The sequence below is a fragment of the Paenibacillus sp. D51F genome (assembly GCF_053345695.1).
In genome coordinates, this window is record NZ_JBKFAO010000003.1 from 248,245 (window position 1) to 264,751 (window position 16,507).

At 59.8% G+C, this 16,507-nt stretch carries 13 protein-coding genes; 4 read left to right on the forward strand and 9 right to left on the reverse strand.

What is annotated here, in order from left to right:
• Positions 1-82: 82 nt before the first annotated feature.
• The gene (gene aspA / locus ACLBWT_RS07710; RefSeq protein ID WP_447662486.1) at positions 83-1,510 is read right to left on the reverse strand and encodes an aspartate ammonia-lyase; all 1,428 of its coding nucleotides are present in this window, start codon (positions 1,508-1,510) and stop codon (positions 83-85) included.
• 134 nt (positions 1,511-1,644) lie between these two features.
• On the opposite strand from aspA, the gene ACLBWT_RS07715 reads away from it, so the two are divergent.
• Positions 1,645-2,856 carry an ornithine--oxo-acid transaminase gene (locus ACLBWT_RS07715; protein WP_447662487.1) on the forward strand — a complete coding sequence of 404 codons (1,212 nt, stop codon included), beginning with the start codon at positions 1,645-1,647 and terminating at the stop codon, positions 2,854-2,856.
• Between the two features lie 110 nt (positions 2,857-2,966).
• Here the strand turns inward: ACLBWT_RS07715 and ACLBWT_RS07720 are convergent, their stop codons facing one another.
• The 5 genes from ACLBWT_RS07720 to ACLBWT_RS07740 all read right to left on the reverse strand — a co-directional run bounded on the left by ACLBWT_RS07720 (position 2,967) and on the right by ACLBWT_RS07740 (position 8,714).
• Entirely contained in the window at positions 2,967-4,292 is a 1,326-nt protein-coding gene (locus tag ACLBWT_RS07720; RefSeq protein ID WP_447662488.1) for a GNAT family N-acetyltransferase, read from the reverse strand.
• Positions 4,293-4,550: 258 nt separating this feature from the next.
• The gene (locus tag ACLBWT_RS07725; protein ID WP_447662489.1) at positions 4,551-5,783 is read right to left on the reverse strand and encodes a cation:proton antiporter; all 1,233 of its coding nucleotides are present in this window, start codon (positions 5,781-5,783) and stop codon (positions 4,551-4,553) included.
• Between the two features lie 2 nt (positions 5,784-5,785).
• Complete coding sequence (locus ACLBWT_RS07730) at positions 5,786-6,277, reverse strand: cation:proton antiporter regulatory subunit (protein WP_048748754.1); 492 nt, start codon at positions 6,275-6,277, stop codon at positions 5,786-5,788.
• Positions 6,278-6,492: 215 nt separating this feature from the next.
• A complete protein-coding gene (locus ACLBWT_RS07735) occupies positions 6,493-6,876 on the reverse strand; it encodes a hypothetical protein (RefSeq protein ID WP_447662490.1) in 384 nt (127 codons plus the stop codon).
• Between the two features lie 137 nt (positions 6,877-7,013).
• Entirely contained in the window at positions 7,014-8,714 is a 1,701-nt protein-coding gene (locus tag ACLBWT_RS07740) for a M3 family oligoendopeptidase (RefSeq protein ID WP_447662491.1), read from the reverse strand.
• 202 nt (positions 8,715-8,916) lie between these two features.
• Between ACLBWT_RS07740 and rbsK the strand changes: the two genes are divergently transcribed.
• Positions 8,917-9,891, forward strand: a complete 975-nt coding sequence (gene rbsK / locus ACLBWT_RS07745) for a ribokinase (protein ID WP_447662492.1) — start codon at positions 8,917-8,919, stop codon at positions 9,889-9,891.
• Between the two features lie 1,354 nt (positions 9,892-11,245).
• Here the strand turns inward: rbsK and ACLBWT_RS07750 are convergent.
• Both ACLBWT_RS07750 and ACLBWT_RS07755 read right to left on the reverse strand, forming a co-directional pair.
• Positions 11,246-11,896, reverse strand: a complete 651-nt coding sequence (locus ACLBWT_RS07750) for a transcriptional regulator (protein ID WP_447662493.1) — start codon at positions 11,894-11,896, stop codon at positions 11,246-11,248.
• Between the two features lie 283 nt (positions 11,897-12,179).
• Positions 12,180-12,797 carry a TetR/AcrR family transcriptional regulator gene (locus ACLBWT_RS07755; RefSeq protein WP_447662494.1) on the reverse strand — a complete coding sequence of 206 codons (618 nt, stop codon included), beginning with the start codon at positions 12,795-12,797 and terminating at the stop codon, positions 12,180-12,182.
• Between the two features lie 258 nt (positions 12,798-13,055).
• On the opposite strand from ACLBWT_RS07755, the gene ACLBWT_RS07760 reads away from it, so the two are divergent.
• Positions 13,056-14,495, forward strand: coding sequence for an MDR family MFS transporter (locus ACLBWT_RS07760; protein ID WP_447662740.1), 1,440 nt, complete (start codon positions 13,056-13,058; stop codon positions 14,493-14,495).
• A 313-nt stretch (positions 14,496-14,808) separates the two neighbouring features.
• Here the strand turns inward: ACLBWT_RS07760 and ACLBWT_RS07765 are convergent, their stop codons facing one another.
• Entirely contained in the window at positions 14,809-15,780 is a 972-nt protein-coding gene (locus tag ACLBWT_RS07765; RefSeq protein WP_447662495.1) for an aldo/keto reductase, read from the reverse strand.
• A gap of 133 nt (positions 15,781-15,913) precedes the next feature.
• On the opposite strand from ACLBWT_RS07765, the gene ACLBWT_RS07770 reads away from it, so the two are divergent.
• Positions 15,914-16,507 (forward strand): hypothetical protein, encoded by a 594-nt coding sequence (locus ACLBWT_RS07770; RefSeq protein ID WP_447662496.1) that lies wholly within the window; start codon positions 15,914-15,916, stop codon positions 16,505-16,507.

The window sequence follows — 16,507 nt, forward strand, 5'->3', positions numbered from 1 at the left end:
GGAAGCCCCGCAAAAACGGGGGCCGCTGAAAAGGTGTCGCTGCAGTCGGAAATCATTCTTCCGATCGCTCGATAGGTGCGCTCTATCTGGCGTCGTCCAGCAGCCGCTCGCCGGAAATGCCGGGAGAGGTCATCTGGTACGGATTGAGAATCTCGGTAATCTCCTCCGGGGTCAGCAATCCGCGCTCCAGAATCAGATCGCGGATGGACAAGCCGGTGCGGAGCGCCTCCTTGACGAGCTGCGCAGCGACCTCATAACCCAGATGCGGGTTGAGGGCGGTCACGATGCCGAAGGAGTTGTTGACGTACGTCTCGCAGCGCTCGCGGTTCGCTTCCATGCCCTCGACGGCGTATTTCAGGAAGACGTCCACGCCGTTGCGCAAAATTTTGAGCGATTGCAGCAGGTTGAAGGCGATGACCGGGCCCATCACGTTGAGCTCGAACTGTCCGGCTTCGCATGCCATGCAGATCGTATGGTCGTTGCCCATCACCTGGAAGGCGACCTGGTTGACGACCTCGGCCATGACCGGGTTCACCTTGCCCGGCATGATGGACGAGCCCGGCTGGCGCGGCGGGAGCATGAGCTCGGCGAGGCCGACGCGGGGGCCGGATGCCATCAGGCGGATGTCGTTGCAGATCTTGGACAGATTGACCGAGCATACCTTCAGCGCGGCAGACAGCTCCGTATAGCCGTCGCTGTTCTGGGTCGCGTCGACGAGATCCTCCGCCGCCTGGATCGGCAAGCCGAGCTGCTCCTGCAGATGGCGGATGACCGATTCGATGTATTCCGGCTTCGCGTTGAGGCCGGTCCCGACGGCGGTCGCTCCCATGTTGACGGTGAGGATATTGTCGGCCGACCGCTTGATGCGGGCGATGTCGCGCGCCAGAACGGCCGCGTACGCGCCGAATTCCTGTCCCATCCGGATCGGCACCGCGTCCTGCAGATGGGTCCGGCCCATTTTGATGACGTCGTCGAACTGCACCTTCTTCTGCATGAAGCCCGCATGGAGCGCGTTCAAAGCGGTCAGCAGGCTCTTGGTGAGCCCGAACGCCGCGATCTTGAGCGCGGTCGGGATGGCGTCGTTGGTCGATTGCGACATATTGACGTGGTTGTTCGGATTGCAGTGGAAATAATCGCCCTTCGGATGGCCGAGAATTTCCAGCGCCCGGTTGGCGAGAACCTCGTTCATGTTCATATTGATCGAAGTGCCTGCGCCGCCCTGGATGGAGTCGACGAGGAACTGGTCCGCGTATTTGCCGTCGATGATATCTTCCGATGCCTTGACGATAGCCTGGCCTACTGCAGGCTGCAGCAGGTGCACGTCCATATTGGCCCTGGCCGCCGCTTTCTTCACGTGGGCAAGAGCCGTCAGCAGCTCATGATGGATCGGCACGCCGGTGATCGGGAAATTCTCGACCGCCCGTAACGTCTGGATTCCGTAGTAAGCGCTTTCGGGAACCTGTTTCTCCCCTAGAAAATCATGCTCGAGCCTGAATGCCATTGTTCTCATCCCTTCTTGGATCCCTGTCCCAATCAATTGTAGTGTTTCCTGGCACGCTCCTATCATACCGCATTCTAGAAGGTTCGGGTATGCCTCCTCGCGGACGAAGCATAGAATGGATGGAAAGGAGGCGACGGCGCATCATGAGTCAAGCAGGCAACCATTCCGTCACCGATTCGGTCATCCGCCGGACGGAAGCCTACGGGGCGCGCAACTACCATCCTCTGCCCATCGTCATCAGCCGGGCGGAAGGCGTCTGGGTCGAGGATCCGGAGGGCGGCAGATATATGGATATGCTGAGCGCCTATTCGGCTCTCAACCAGGGGCATCGGCATCCGGCCATCGTCCAGGCGCTCAAGGATCAGGCCGACCGCGTGACGCTGACGTCGAGGGCATTCCATCACGACAAGCTCGGAGAGTTCTACGAGAAGCTGGCCGCTTATACCGGCAAGAGCATGATTCTGCCTATGAATACAGGAGCAGAGGCAGTGGAAACCGCCGTCAAGGCAGCGAGACGCTGGGCCTGCGACGTCAAGGGCGTGCCTGACGGGCTTGCCGAAATCATCGTCTGCGAGGGCAATTTCCACGGGCGCACGGTCACGGTCACCTCTTTCTCCTCCAGCGAGGAATACAGGCGCGGCTTCGGACCGTTCACGCCGGGCTTCCGGATCATCCCTTACGGCGACCTTCCTGCTCTCGAAGCCGCTATGACGGACCATACAGCCGCATTCCTCGTGGAGCCGATCCAGGGCGAAGCCGGAATCGTCATCCCGCCGGACGGCTATCTCCGGGAGGCCGCCAAGGTCTGCCGCGCCAGCAGCGTTCTCTTCGTCGCCGACGAGATCCAGACCGGCTTCGGGCGCACGGGCCGGCGCTTCGCCTGCGACTGGGAAGGCGTGGAGCCGGATGCCTATCTGCTCGGCAAAGCGCTCGGAGGCGGCGTCTTCCCCGTCTCGGCTGTCGCGGCGGATGCCGCCCTGCTCGGCGTGTTCGAACCTGGCTCGCACGGCTCGACCTTCGGCGGCAACCCGCTGGCGGCCGCGGTCGGAATCGCCGCGCTCGAGGTGACTCAAGGGGAGCGGCTGGCGGAGCGCTCCGACGAGCTGGGAGCTTACGCTGCCGGCCGGCTGCGCGGAATGGGCAGTCCGCTGGTGCGGGAAGTGAGGGGCAGGGGCCTATTTATCGGCATCGAGCTGTTCATGGAAGCCAGGCCGTATTGCGAGCGGCTGATGGAGATGGGATTGCTGTGCAAGGAAACGCATGCGAACACGATCCGGCTGGCACCGCCTCTGACGATAACCCGGGAAGAGCTGGATTGGGCGCTGGAGCGGCTGGAGCTGGCATTGACCCCTTGACCTCAGGTCCGGATTGGGACGCATGCAACGACGCACGCATATAACGAAGCAGCAGCCGTCCCTCGGCCCGCATCTTGCACGGGAGAGGGCGGCTGCTGTCTTTTCCGGACTTAGATATAGCTCAAGCCTGCCGTGTACGGAAACGGTATCGGGAAATAAGGCTTCAGCATCTGAGCCTGCTCTTGGGTGAAAGGGAGCCTCGGACCGCTCGACGGCTCCGCCGGGGTCTGGACGGCGACCGCTGTCTCAGCGGCGGCATCCGCCCCGGAGCGGCCAGCGGACCGGGCTGGCCCGGCATCCGCCCCGGAGCGGCTTGCGGACCGCGTTGACCCGGCATCCGCTTCCGGAGCGGCACATTGCCGGACAAACGCGTCGGGTCCGTCGTCCAGCTCGGCCTCGGGACCGTCGAACAGCAGCGCCGTCCACTCCCGCATGGAGAGCGGTATCTCGTCGTCTCCAAGCCGGAGCGCGAATTCGCCGCTGGGGCTGAGGACAGGCTCCATCACGGCAGGGGCGGCTTGCCCGCTCCTCGGCCTGCTGTCGAGATAGGGACGCAGCTGCCGCCACAGCAGCGGCAGGTCGATGATTTTCACCGTCCCTTGGTTATGGCTCGTGGAATACAGGCTGCCTTGCAGCAGCTGCCGCATCGAAGTTTCATGGGAGCCGACGAACAGCAGCAGGGAGGAAAGCCCCATCTCATGCATGGCGGCCCTCATCGCGGCCAGAGCCTTGGACTCGTCTCCGCCCCATTCCACGACGAACGGCTCCATGTCCGAGCCGGCGGGGATAGGACCGGAAGCGATGACGGCGTATGCGGTCAGCTCTCCGTCCTCCTCCAGGACATAGGAACTGTGCGCGAAATCGTACATGCTCGCCACTGCCGCGCTCTGGAGCTGACCGGCCAGCTCTGCGATGCTGCGCCGGTAGGCGGCGGGCTTGGCCTTTGAAAGCGAATGGAGACGGAACCAGTCGGAGGGCCGCAGAGGTCTCGTCCTCGCATCAGCTTGCGGCTGGATGCCGGCTTCGAGCCGGTAGCGGCGCATCGAGCCGAAGGCGTGGCAGCCGTTGCGGCGGTATAGGGAGCGGGTGCCGGAGATCAGCATGAGCGAGGCTCCTATGGCTTGTGCTTGATGGAACGCTTCGCCGAGCAGCACGCTGGCATGGCCCTGCCCGCGATAATCGGGGTGGGTGCATACCGATCCGAGCGCGCAGGCGTCGAGCATGGCGCCGCCGACGGCGATCTGCTGCGGCACGAAGCCGAGGAAGGAAACGACGTTCCCTTCCTCGATGACGCCGAGAGACAAGCCCAGAGCCGAGTCGAAAATAGCGGGGAACGATTGTCCCATCGAACGCTGGCCGGGATCCCGGAAGACGAGATCGGCGAGCTTCATTGCCTCGGCGAGCTCCAGCTTGTCCAGATGCTTCAGTTGCTTCATATGGAGCACTTCCTTCCGCAGGTGGATTTCCAGGCTGTGCCGGACGATCGGCTCCCTTCCTGTCCCGTCGGGGCCTGATCGCCCAGGGGCAGGAAGGTGCGGATTCGAGCCCTTCAACACCCTTTTAAACGCATCCGGCGCACTCTAAAGCCGAACGGTCCATGCTGTCTTTTTATACCATGCCTTTCGCCCGGGCGGCAAATGCGCGATGCCGATGAAAAAAACGGCAGGCCTGTCAGGCCTGCCGTTCAAAACCGGTCAAGATGGCTGCTGAGCGCGCTGCTGCTTGCGCCGCTCGGCTCTTGATGTGAAGCGGAAGATCGGATCCAGCACCGCATACACGCGTTTGCTTTCCTTGGTGAACAGCGGACCCAGGATAGCCAGGATCAGGACGTAAAGCGCGGCGAACGGCTGGATGATGCCCGACAGGCCGCCGGCTATGGCCAGGTTGGCCATGATGATCGAGAATTCTCCGCGAGCCACGATCGTCAGTCCGATCTTGGCCGACGCGTACGGCGGCATCCCGGCGCTGCGGCCGGCCAGCATGCCGGCGGCGAAATTGCCCGCGAGCGTCAGGGCGACGGCGATCAGAGCCATCCAGACGGCTCCGCCAAGGGCGGTCGGGTCGATGGTGAGGCCGAAGCCGAAGAAGAACAAGGCGCCGAAGAAATCGCGGAACGGCAGGATCAGCTTCTCGATCCGGTGCGCATGCTTCGTTTCCGCAAGCACGAGCCCGACGAGCAGGGCGCCGATCGCTTCCGCGACATGGATCGTTTCGGCGAAGCCGGCAATGATGAACAGCGCCGCGAAGACGACGAGCAGGAACAGCTCGCTGGAGCGGATGTCCAGCCATTTGTTCAGCAGCGGCACGATCTTGCGGCCGATGAACAGCACGCCGAGCATGAAGAACAGGGCGATGAGCGCCGACAGGATCACGCCTCCCACCGAAGAGGAGGAGCTGAGCACGAGGCCGGAGACGATGGAGATATAGACGGCGAGGAAAACGTCCTCGAACATGATGATGCCGAGAATCATTTCCGTCTCCGGGTTGGCCGTCCGCTTGAGATCGACCAGAACCTTGGCGACGATGGCGCTCGAGGAAATAGTCGTGATTCCGGCAATGATCAGCACCTCGGCAAGCGGAAGGCCGGTGAGGAAGCCGAACAGCAGGCCGACGGTGAAGTTGATGCCGATGTAGATGCTGCCGCCTACGGCGATCGACTTGCCGGATTTCAGCAGCCTTCCGACCGAGAATTCGAGTCCCAGGTACAGCAGCAGGAACAGGACGCCGATGCGGCCGAAGAAATCGATCAGCTCTCCGCTGTGGATGAAGCGGAGATCGAAATGTCCCCAGTGGAAGGCATGCGGCCCGACGGCCATGCCGATCAGGATATAAAAAGGAATGACCGAAAATTTAAGCCAGGCGGACAGGATGCCCGCCATGGCGACAAGAGCGATCGCCAAGCCGATTTCCAGTACGATATGCTCCATGCTCACTCACATCCGTTCTTCAGGATGTCCCGGAACGCCTTCTGCTGTCCGCGTTCGCCTGCGACGATGAGCAGCGCCTCCTCGGTCAGGACCAGCTCGGGTCCTGGATTGATATGCTTGCCGCCCGACCGGTCGACCACGGCCAGAATGCTCGCGCCGGACCGCTGCCTCACCTGGAGGCTGCCGATGGACTTGTTGCGGCATTGATATCCCGGCTCGACCCGGTACCACTCGATGATGAGGTCGTCCAGCGCCATCTCGATGCTTTCCACCGCGCGCGGCTTGTACTGCATGCCTCCCAGAATGGAAGCGATCATGCGGGCTTCGTCGTCTTCGAGCGTGAAGACGGGGAGGCTGTCATCGTAATCGTCCGTGTAGCGGAAGCATTCCCGCCTGCCGTCGTCATGCACGACGATGACAAGCTTGTCGCCGCCGATTGTAGTCAGTACGAATTTTTGCCCGATTCCGGGCAGATAGGTTTCACGGATATCCATATGGAAATCCCTCCTGTTCATGAAATGTCTCATGGTCCGCTGGTTATAGAATGCCTAAATAACCTCTTTCCAATCAAAGGCTGCTCAAGAAAAGATAGGCACGGTTAAAAGCGCAAGGGAGCGCCGAACAAGCCCTTGAAATAGCAAGGGAGCGGCAAACAGGCCCCTGAAAACCGTGGAGCAGGACGAAGTTTTGGGAAGCGGTTATGCGTCTTCTACAAGCAGCTTGGCGCCATGGATCCTTTCAGGACGGGAAGAAGCTTCTGGGACAGGAGTCTGCGCTCGATGCGCGGGGAAATGCTTGCCTTGCGCGGGAGGAAGAAAGACAGCAGGAACAGGAGCATGAAGGCTCCCGGTACTTTGGCGGTCTTCGGCATCGGCTTGGTCTTGAGGATGGCTGCGGCGTCATTGCTCGCGCTGGCGCTGGATCTTACGGTGGTGTGGATGCCGGTCTCCAGGCTGCGGACAACGGTCGCGGCGGAAGAGCTTTCGGCTGCTTCATGGATGCCAAGCGGGGGAGTGGGAGTGAACAAAGTCATGATGAGCACGATGAAAACAGATGAAAACAATCGGTAGAACGAGCGTGAGTGCATCATCATGATCTTTCCCCCCTTTTTCAGTCCATTACCCTGATTATAAGCCGAAAAAGCGCCAAAATGCAAAAAAGGCCGGTTCCCGCCGGACATTCCGGGGGAGCGGCCATTGCTTCAGAGGCTTCATCATTGAAGCCGGAAGGCTAGAATTTGCTGTCGTCGATGCTGTCCAGCCAGCCGTTGATCTGGCCGATGACGCTGGTGACGGCGCCGTCCTGGAACGGCGAGATCAGTCCCGCGCTGGCCACGAGGCCGGTAAAGGATTTGCTTCCGCCGAGGCGGCAGAGCGCGAGATAATCCTGCCATGCGGTCTGGAAGTCGTCGCCTGAGCGCTTCCAGAACTGGAACGCGCACAGCTGGGCGAGCGTGTAGTCGATGTAGTAGAACGGCGTTTGGAATATATGGCTCTGCTTCTGCCAGAACCCGCCGCGCTCCAGGTAGCCGTTGCCGTCGAAGCTTCGTCCCGGACGGTAGGTTTCTTCGATTTCCAGCCATTTGGCTTTGCGCTCGGCAGGCGTCGCCTCCGGATGCTCATAGACGAAATGCTGGAATTCATCCACGGAAACGCCGTACGGAATGAACGACAGCGCCGAATCGAGATGGTTGAAGCGGTACTTGTCCGTATCTTCCTTGAAGAACAGCTCCATCCAAGGCCAAGCGAGGAATTCCATGCTCATGGAGTGGATCTCGGCCGCTTCCAACGTCGGCCAGAGGTATTCGGGAATGTCGAAGCCGCGGCTCATGTAGACCTGGAACGCATGGCCTGCTTCATGGGTCAGCACGTCGATGTCATGCGAAGTGCCGTTGAAGTTGGCAAAGATGAATGGAGATTCGTAGGCGCTGATATACGTGCAGTAGCCTCCGCCTTCCTTGCCTTTTTTGCTCAAGAGATCCAGCAGCTCGCGTTCCGACATGAACTGGAAGAACTCGTCGAGCTCCGGAGCCATCTCCTTGTACATGCGGCGGCCGTTGTCGAGGATCCAGTCCGGATCGCCCTTGGGCGTGGCGTTGCCGCTGGAGTACTTGAAGTCCTCGTCGTAGTAATGCAGCGTATCCACGCCGATCCGCTTGGCTTGGCGCTCGCGCAGCTTGATGACGGCCGGGACGATATGCTCGCGGACCTGGCTGCGGTAGCCGGCGACCATCGCCGCGTCGTAGTCGGTCCGTCCGAGGCGGTCGTAGCCGAGCTGGACGAAGTTCTCGTAGCCGAGCTTGCGGGCGATGGATGTGCGGACTTTGACCAGATCGTCATAGATGCGGTCGATGACGGGCTCTTTTTCCGCAAAAAATCCGTACCGGGCTTCGCTGGCGCTGCGGCGCACCTCGCGGTCGGTGGACTGGGTGTACGGAATGAGCTGGGAAAGCGTCAGCTCCTTGCCGTCGAACGGGATTTTGGCGGATGCGATCAGCTGTCCGTATTCGGTCTTCAGCTTGTTCTCCAGCTGCAGATCCTCGATGATCTCAGGCTTGAAGGTTTTAAGCGACAGCTCGGCGATATCAAGCAGCTGCTTGCCGTATTTGGCTTCCAGCTCCGAGCGGAACGGAGATTCCGTCAGCTCCCGGTAGAAATCCGTCATGTATTCCTGGAGGACAGGACTAAGCTCGTCCGCGTACTCTTGTTCGGATTTGTAGAATTCATCGTTCGTATCCACGGAATGGCGGATGTAGACCAGCTGGAACATCGACTCGACATCGTTGCGGCTTTTGTTGAAGGCGGCGATGGCTTCATCCTGGGCTTCGAAGCTTGCTGCCTCGCGGATCGAGGCGTTCAGTTCCTTCAGAAGGCTGGTGACGGCCTCGCGCTCAGGGCGCTCATAACGGTATTCGCTGAATTTGACTGCCAATGAAATCCACCTCTTTGGATAAAAGGATATGTACTTCATTTAATTATAGCGGAACGAGATGACGGTGATCAGGTTTTTTTTGGAATTAAAGGAAAGGCCGGGAGGGGAGCGATCAGCAGAGAATGCGGCTTGCTGCGCTGTAACCGTCGATGAAAATATGGTATGGTTGGTCAAGCGAAAACGTTGGTGGAGGTTGCGGAAAATGAGCATGCGCGCAAATGGGACAGAGCCGCGGATTACAGTCGTGGGCAGCCTGAATATGGATTTGGTCATCAGCATGGACCGGATGCCGGTCGAAGGGGAAACGCTTGCAGGACGGGAGCTGCACACGCTGCCCGGCGGCAAGGGAGCCAACCAGGCAGCGGGAGCGGCGAGGCTTGGGGTCCGGACCGTCATGATCGGGCAGGTCGGAGACGATGCTTTCGGACGTCAAATGCTCGACCAGATGAAGAAGATGGGCGTACAATCGGAAGCGATCGGAGTCCATGAATCGGCGCCGACCGGAATCGCATCCATTTACCATACCAAGGAAGACAACTGCATCGTCATCGTGGCCGGAGCCAATGGGGAGTGCACCGGCGAGTGGGTGGAGCGGCACCGGGAGCAGATCGAGCAGTCCCATGTGCTGCTCGTGCAGCTGGAGGTTCCGCTGGATGCGGTACGCCGATCGCTGGAGATTGCCCGTGCGGCAGGTGTCGCGACGGTGCTCAATCCGGCGCCCGCACAGGAGCTGCCGGCGGACCTGCTTGCCCTGGCGGACTATGTCACGCCGAACGAGACAGAATTCGCGGCTCTCTCCGGCAAGGATCCGGCTGGCGATGCGGACATCGCGGAAGCGCTCGGGGAATGGCAGCGCGAGGTCGGCAGCCGCGTCATCCTCACGCGCGGCGGCGCAGGCTGCTCCTTCCTCGGCGAGGGCGGCACGCTTGAGACCGTGGCCGCTCCGAAGGTCGAGGTCGTGGACACGACCGGCGCCGGCGATACGCTGAACGCGGCCTTGTGCGTGAAGCTGGCGGAGCTTGCTGCTGGCGGCGGAAGCGCGCCGGGTGACGGCGAGCTGCGCGAAGCTCTGGCGTTCGCCGTGCAGGCGGCCTCGCTGTCTGTCACCCGCTTCGGCGCGCAGGACGGGCTTCCTTCGCGCGCGGAAGTGGACGCGGCGCTTGCTTCCGCCCGTTAGGCGGAGGCAAGCGCGGAGCGCGAGCAGCGTCGCTGCTGGGCGACTGGGATGGCGTAGCCCAGGCAAGCGTGAGGAGCGTTGCTGCTGGGCTGTAGCGGCCCAGGCAAGCGTGAGGAGCGTCGCTGCTGGGCTGTAGCGGCCCAGGCAAGCGCGGGGAGCGTTGCTGCTGGGCTATAGCGGCCGAGGCAAGCGCGGGGAGCGTTGCTGCTGGGCTGTAGCGGCCCAGGCAAGCGCGGGGAGCGTCGCTGCTGGGCTGTAGCGGCCCAGGCAAGCGCGAGGAGCGTCGCTGCTGGGCTGTAGCGGCCCAGGCAAGCGCGAGGAGCGTCGCTGCTGGGCTGTAGCGGCCCAGGCAGAAGCAGCTGTAGGCGTCGTCGTCAACTGCTGCCTGCAGGCAGACTATAGTTGGAGTTTGGGGACGTGTCCGCGATGCGGGAACAGCTGCCGGACTTTTATCGGACATACGATCCGTTATTTTCGAAAAAACCCATTAATTTTCAACTTATCGGACATAGGATCCGCTATTTGGCCCGAAATGAGCTGAAAACAGCCTTTCTACTCTAAATAACGGATCTGATGTCCGTTAAATTTTTTATAACGGTAGAAATGGGCTAAATAACGGATCGTATGTCCGATAGAACGGCGCAACATCTTATTGGCTCCTAAGCTGGCCTTGCATCAAATTCGGAACAGCCGCCCTGAAGAGCACGAGTGCAAGGCAGGCAGTTAACTAGTAAGATAACTTCCGCGAGTAAGCAAGAGCTTTAGTTAGTTGGCCAACAAGATAATTCCCGCCATGAACCATCGACATGAAACGTACGCGCATAAGGTAGTTAACCAGCAAAGCAAACCCCGCCACAAACAGACGACCTTGAAGCGAAAAGCATGAGTTAGTTGGCCAACAAGATAGTTCCCGCCATGAACCATCGACATGAAACGTACGCGCATAAGGTAGTTAACCAGCAAAAACAAACCCCGCCACAAACAGACGACCTTGAAGCGAAAAGCATGAGTTAGTTGGCCAACAAGATAATTCCCGCCATGAACCATCGACATGAAACGTACGCGTATAAGGTAGTTATCCAGCAAAACAAACAAACCCTGCCACAAACCGACGACCTTGATGCGCAAAAGCATGAGTTAGTTGGCCAAAAAGATAATTCCCGCCATGAACCATCGACATGAAACGTACGCGCATAAGGTAGTTAACCAGCAAAACAACCCCGCCACGAACCGACGACCTTGAAGCAAAAAGCATGAGTTAGTAACCAGCAATATAATTCCCGCCATAAACCATATAACATTATTCTTGCGCTTCATGAATTCAGATGGTTGGCTGGTCCTGACATCTCTCACCTTAAAGCCAAATTTGATAGGAACGTATACGCTTTGTGCCGCTTGCCGCTCTCAGCAGCTGAAGGGAGGCCAGCTTTCCGAGAATCCGCCTGGCGTGCCTGTCGCTGACCTTGATATGGGCTGCAAACTCAAGCGGACTGAATGGGCGCAGAATCCGCCTTGCATAGCGGAGAGCTTCAGCCTCGGCCGCCGTAAGGGAAGCAGACAGATCGGTGCTTACGAATTTGCCGATAAAGGCAAGGACCAGCTGCTGGCATTGCTTGGGCTCGTCCACAATGGACGGGTAGGCGATCGGCAGGAAGATCCACCCGTCCAATGCCAGCAGGCAGTGGCGTCGGCAGAGATCCTTGAAGCGTCTAACGTCCAAGTCCCTTGCATGAGGTCCGTAACCTTGGATTTCTATGCCGCCTTTAGCGTTTCCGGGTCTATAGGCCAGATCCAGGTACCGATAGCCGTTGGCAAAATCCCTGACCTCCCACTCGGGATACAGATGCTCAAAATGGCCGACGGAAGGAAACCAGATCGTCCGCAGAAATTCAACGGTGCCATGACCGAGCCCGCTTCCAAGACGTTCCCTCCTGCGCGGGTTTTCTTCTTCCTGGATGTTCTTGCTGAGCCAAGCCTCGTATTCCGTCTCGAATAAAGATTGCATAGCTATCACTCCCTTTAGATTGGTTTGCCAGGTATGATGCAACACGTCCAACAGGCAGAAAAAAAGCCGCCCTGGCCGCAGTAAAGCTGCGGACCAATGGCGGCATGTTCTTCATGACCGGCTGGCAATATGAGGATGGAAATGAAGTGCGAAAGAGGTAAAGCCCTTGCATGCTGCCGAATCATCCTTGCAGACGAATGATCCTTGCTGCCGAATCATCCTTGCAGACGAATCATCCTTGCTGCTGAATCATCCTTGCAGGCGAATAACCGGCTCATCCACATTAGACGAACAATGGAAGGACGATCGTCCGGTTGATGACCTCCGCCAGCTCCTCCGGTGAAAAGCCGGTCTGGTCCCGGAGATGGTTCAGCGACTGGGGAGCGAGCGTCGAGATGAGCAGATGGGTGTTGATGGGCGGGCAGACTCCCGGTGCTGCAGCGCCGGCATCTACGGCCTCCTGGAGCAGTCCCTGCAGCGTCCCGAACAGGAATTGGTAGGGAGGAGACTCGAAAAAGGTCGAGATCTCCTTCTCGCATCTGCGTCCGGCGAAAATGGCGGCATAGATCGTCTCCATCAATTGGATATTGTTCATCAAATAGAGCACAAGCTCGCGGATGACGAGCGTCGCTCTCTCTTTCACCGCCAAGGAAGCGTTTTCGGTCAGAGAGTTGCGGACGTCCTTCTGAAGGCGGTCGAAATAGCCTTCCATCAGCTCCATGCAAAGCTCGCCCTTCTGCGAATAGCGGCGGTAAAGCGTGCCTTGGCCGACGCCGGCCGTCTTGGCGATCTGATGCATGCTCACGGCGTCGACGCCGTGCTCGGCGAACAAGGCGCGGGCCGTTTCAAGAATCGACTCGCTAAGTTCCTGGGACTCCTTGCGCTTATAAATCGAAGACATGAACGTCACATCTTTCTATAGCAAAATAGCCGTATTGACACCCGGACAATTGTCCGCTATAGTCAATACGTTCATTAGCGGACAATTGTCCGCTGTCAGTCGGGGCATCGTTGCTCAGTGTCCATATTGTATCTTTTTGCTGGCAGACGGTCAATGAACGCAAAAAAAAGAGAAACCACGGAAACCGTGGAAACAAGGAGTGGGAAACCGGTGTCGAGCCAACCTCAAGCCTCGCCTTCCGCAGCTGCGGAAGTATCCATGCGCGCCATCATGGTGCCGCTGGTAGCCATCATCATCGGCATGTTCATGGTCATTTTGGACGGGACGGCGATGAACGTGGCGCTGCCCCAGCTGCAGCAAGATTTCGGCGTCACCTCGCTGACTCTGGTCCAGTGGACGGTAACCGGCTACGCGCTTGCCCAGGCAGCCGTCATTCCGCTCGCCGGCTGGCTGTCCGACCGTTTCGGGGCCAAAACGATCTTTCTCGTCTCCGTCATTCTGTTCACAGTCGGCTCGGGCCTCTGCGCTTTGGCGACGACCGTGGATCAGCTGATCATCTACCGCGTGCTGCAAGGGCTCGGCGGCGGCATGGTCGCGCCGATCGCCATGGCTTTCACTTACCGCATCGCTCCTCCGGGCAAGGTCGGAGCCGTAATGGGCATGATCGGCATTCCGATGCTGCTCGCTCCGGCGCTCGGTCCGGTCGTTGCCGGCTGGCTCGTTCAGGACGTATCCTGGCACTGGATCTTCCTCATCAACCTGCCGATCGGCATCATAGCCGTCCTGCTCGGCCTGCGCACGCTGCCTGCCATCGATCGGCAGAGCGTTCCGGAGCTTGATATCAAAGGCATGATTTTCGGGCCTCTTGCCTTCGCCGGTCTCGCCTATGGAGTATCCGAAGGCGGCACCGACTGGGGCTCCGCGCGAACGATTACCGGCCTTGTTGTCGGCGGCGTATCGCTTCTTATTTTCATCATCGTCGAGCTTAGCCGCCGCAATCCGCTGCTTGAGCTGCGGGTGTTCAAATCCGCCAACTTCTCTCGGGGCGTCATCGTCCAGTGGATTTCCCAGATCGCGCTCTTCGGCACGATCTTCATGATTCCGCTGTTCCTCCAAACCGGGAAAAACTATACGCCTCTGGAAACCGGCCTCGTCTTGCTGCCGCAAGCGCTGGCGGCGGGCATCTTCATGCCGATCGGAGGCAGGCTGTACGACCGCATCGGCGCTCGTCCGCTCGTCATCAGCGGGCTGACCCTGATTACGGGCGCTGCCTTCCTGTTCTCCCGCATCACCGTCGACACCGGCGTATCGGGCATGATCCTGCCGCTGGTCCTTCTTGGCGCCGGCATGGGCATTTCCATGATGCCGCTCAACACGCATATCATCCAATCGGCTCCGGCTCATCTGGTCGGACGCGTCACCTCGCTGACGGCCGCGCTGCAGCAGGTCATCTCGTCGCTGGCCATCGCGGGGCTGTCTACCTATGTGACCAGCCGCATCAAGCATTATGCACCGGAGCTCGGCCAGGATCCGCATAAGCTCCTTACGGCTTCTTACGGGGACACCTTCGCGATTCTGATCTGGGTCGCCGTGCTCGGCGTCCTGGTCGGATTCCTGCTCAATAAGCCGAAGCCGCAAAAAGGCGCGGACGGAAGCGATCTGAATCCGGAACCGCAAATGATGATGGGCGGCCATTGAGCAGACGAGGGCTGACGGTCATCAACGGCTGATCGCCCTTTGATCGTCATCGCAATCTTCTTTTGCTCGATCCTTCATACAAAAAGCAGAACGCCTTCCGGCATGGCCGGGGGGCGTTCTGCTTTTTCAAAACCGGCTCCCCCGGCCGCAAAAGCGCCACGGCCGCGAGGCTGCGCATGCCAGGCCTGTTTCCGCAAGCGCACTTCCGAACTGCCCTTTGCTCCGTCGTCTTATTGAACCTGATTCTCCCCCATGCCCCATGATGTCGTGATCAAGAGGGGGGCATGAGGCCTGCCTGCCGGCAGCGTGCGCTCTACAGCCGGTAGCTCGCAAATGGCTCGCCGTAGCGGAACGGGCGGCTGATCCGCTCAAGCTCGTCCTTGATGGACGGCTCCAGAGCAAGCTCGAGGCTGCGCAGATTGGCCTCCAGCTGCCTGGCGCTCGTGGCGCCGGCGATGACGCTCGCCACGGCAGGCTTGTCCAGCAGCCAGCGCATCGACAAGGCCGCCGGCTCGCATCCGGCTTCCTCGGCCAGCTCGGATACGTCTTGGCCGAGGCCGATATAATCGCCCTTCATGAAGCGGCCGAACGCCGGGTCTCTCTCCAGCCGGGAGCCTGCAGGGGCTTCGCCTCCAGCAGTGTATTTGCCGGTGAGAATTCCGCCTGCGAGCGGGAAGTAGGGAATCAGGCCGAGACCTTGATCCAGACATAAGGGCACCAGCTCGATCTCGGGCGTGCGGTCGGCGAGCGAGTAGCTTGTCTGAATCGAGGCGTAGCGGCTGAGGCCTAGACGATCGCTTATGCCGATTGCTTTCATGAGCTCCCAAGCCTGATAGTTGGAAGCCCCGATATAACGGACTTTGCCGGAGCGGACCATGTCGTCGAGCGCGCGGAGCGTTTCCTCCAGAGGTGTTTCGGGATCGAACGTATGGATCTGATACAGATCGACATAGTCCGTTCCGAGCCTGCGCAGGCTTCCTTCGAGCTCCGTCATGAGATGGCTGCGGGACGCTCCGCGGCTGTTCGGTCCTTCGCCTCTCGGAAGCCCGGCTTTCGTCGTCAGAACGATGTCGGCTCTCCGGCCCTGAATGGCTCTGCCGATGATCCGCTCGCTTTCGGTGCCGGCGTAGATGTTGGCGGTGTCGATGAAATTGATGCCGTGGCTGAAGGCGCTGTGCAGGATCGAGATGCTTGTCTCTTCATCGGCTCTTTTGCCGAAGGCGTTCGTGCCGAGACCGATGGCCGACACGCGCAGCCCGCTTGCGCCTAGCTTCCGGTATTCCATGGTTATGTTCCTCCTTGACGGGTGTTGGTCGGCCCGGATCGGGCCGATGCCGCGAATATTCCAGCGCTTCCAATCCATACTAGCGCTAGGCCGGCAATATTGGCAATCCGAGTGAATCGAGGTGCAGCATAAGATGAAAGCCTGGAAGAGAAAATCAACCGCCGGCAAAAGGCTGATATCGCCGGCAACGGCGTTCCTGCTGCTGGCTGCTTTTGTCATCGCCGGGGCCGCAGCCGCTCCGTTCCGTCTGGACAAGGATATCGTGGACGATACGACGGTCGTCAGCGCTTCCCAGCTTGCCAAGCAAGCCGACAGCATCGCCGTCGGCCGTTTCTCGGACAGCGCTCAGATGATTCTGACCGACCGCACGGCTCCTCAGGGGAGGCTTGTTAATTTTGTACAGCCGTTCACCGTGGAGCGGATGCTCAAAGGCCCGTCCAGCAGCTCGGTCCGAATCATTACGACCGGCATCGAGCCTTTGCCGCCGCCTTCTCAGACGGAGGCCAACGAGAAATTTCCCGGAGCCTGGGCATCCGGGCCGGATTACCTGATTTTCCTCAAGAAGCTGGAAGGACAGGACGGCTATCAGGTGCTCGGCTTGCTGAAGGGCGTATATCCGATTCAGGCTGGAAAGACGGTGAGCCTGAAGCGTCAAGGCTTCCCGGAGCTGAACGGGGTGTCCAAGGAGAATCTGGATTTCGTCGTGCGGGGACTGGAAAGCCGCTGA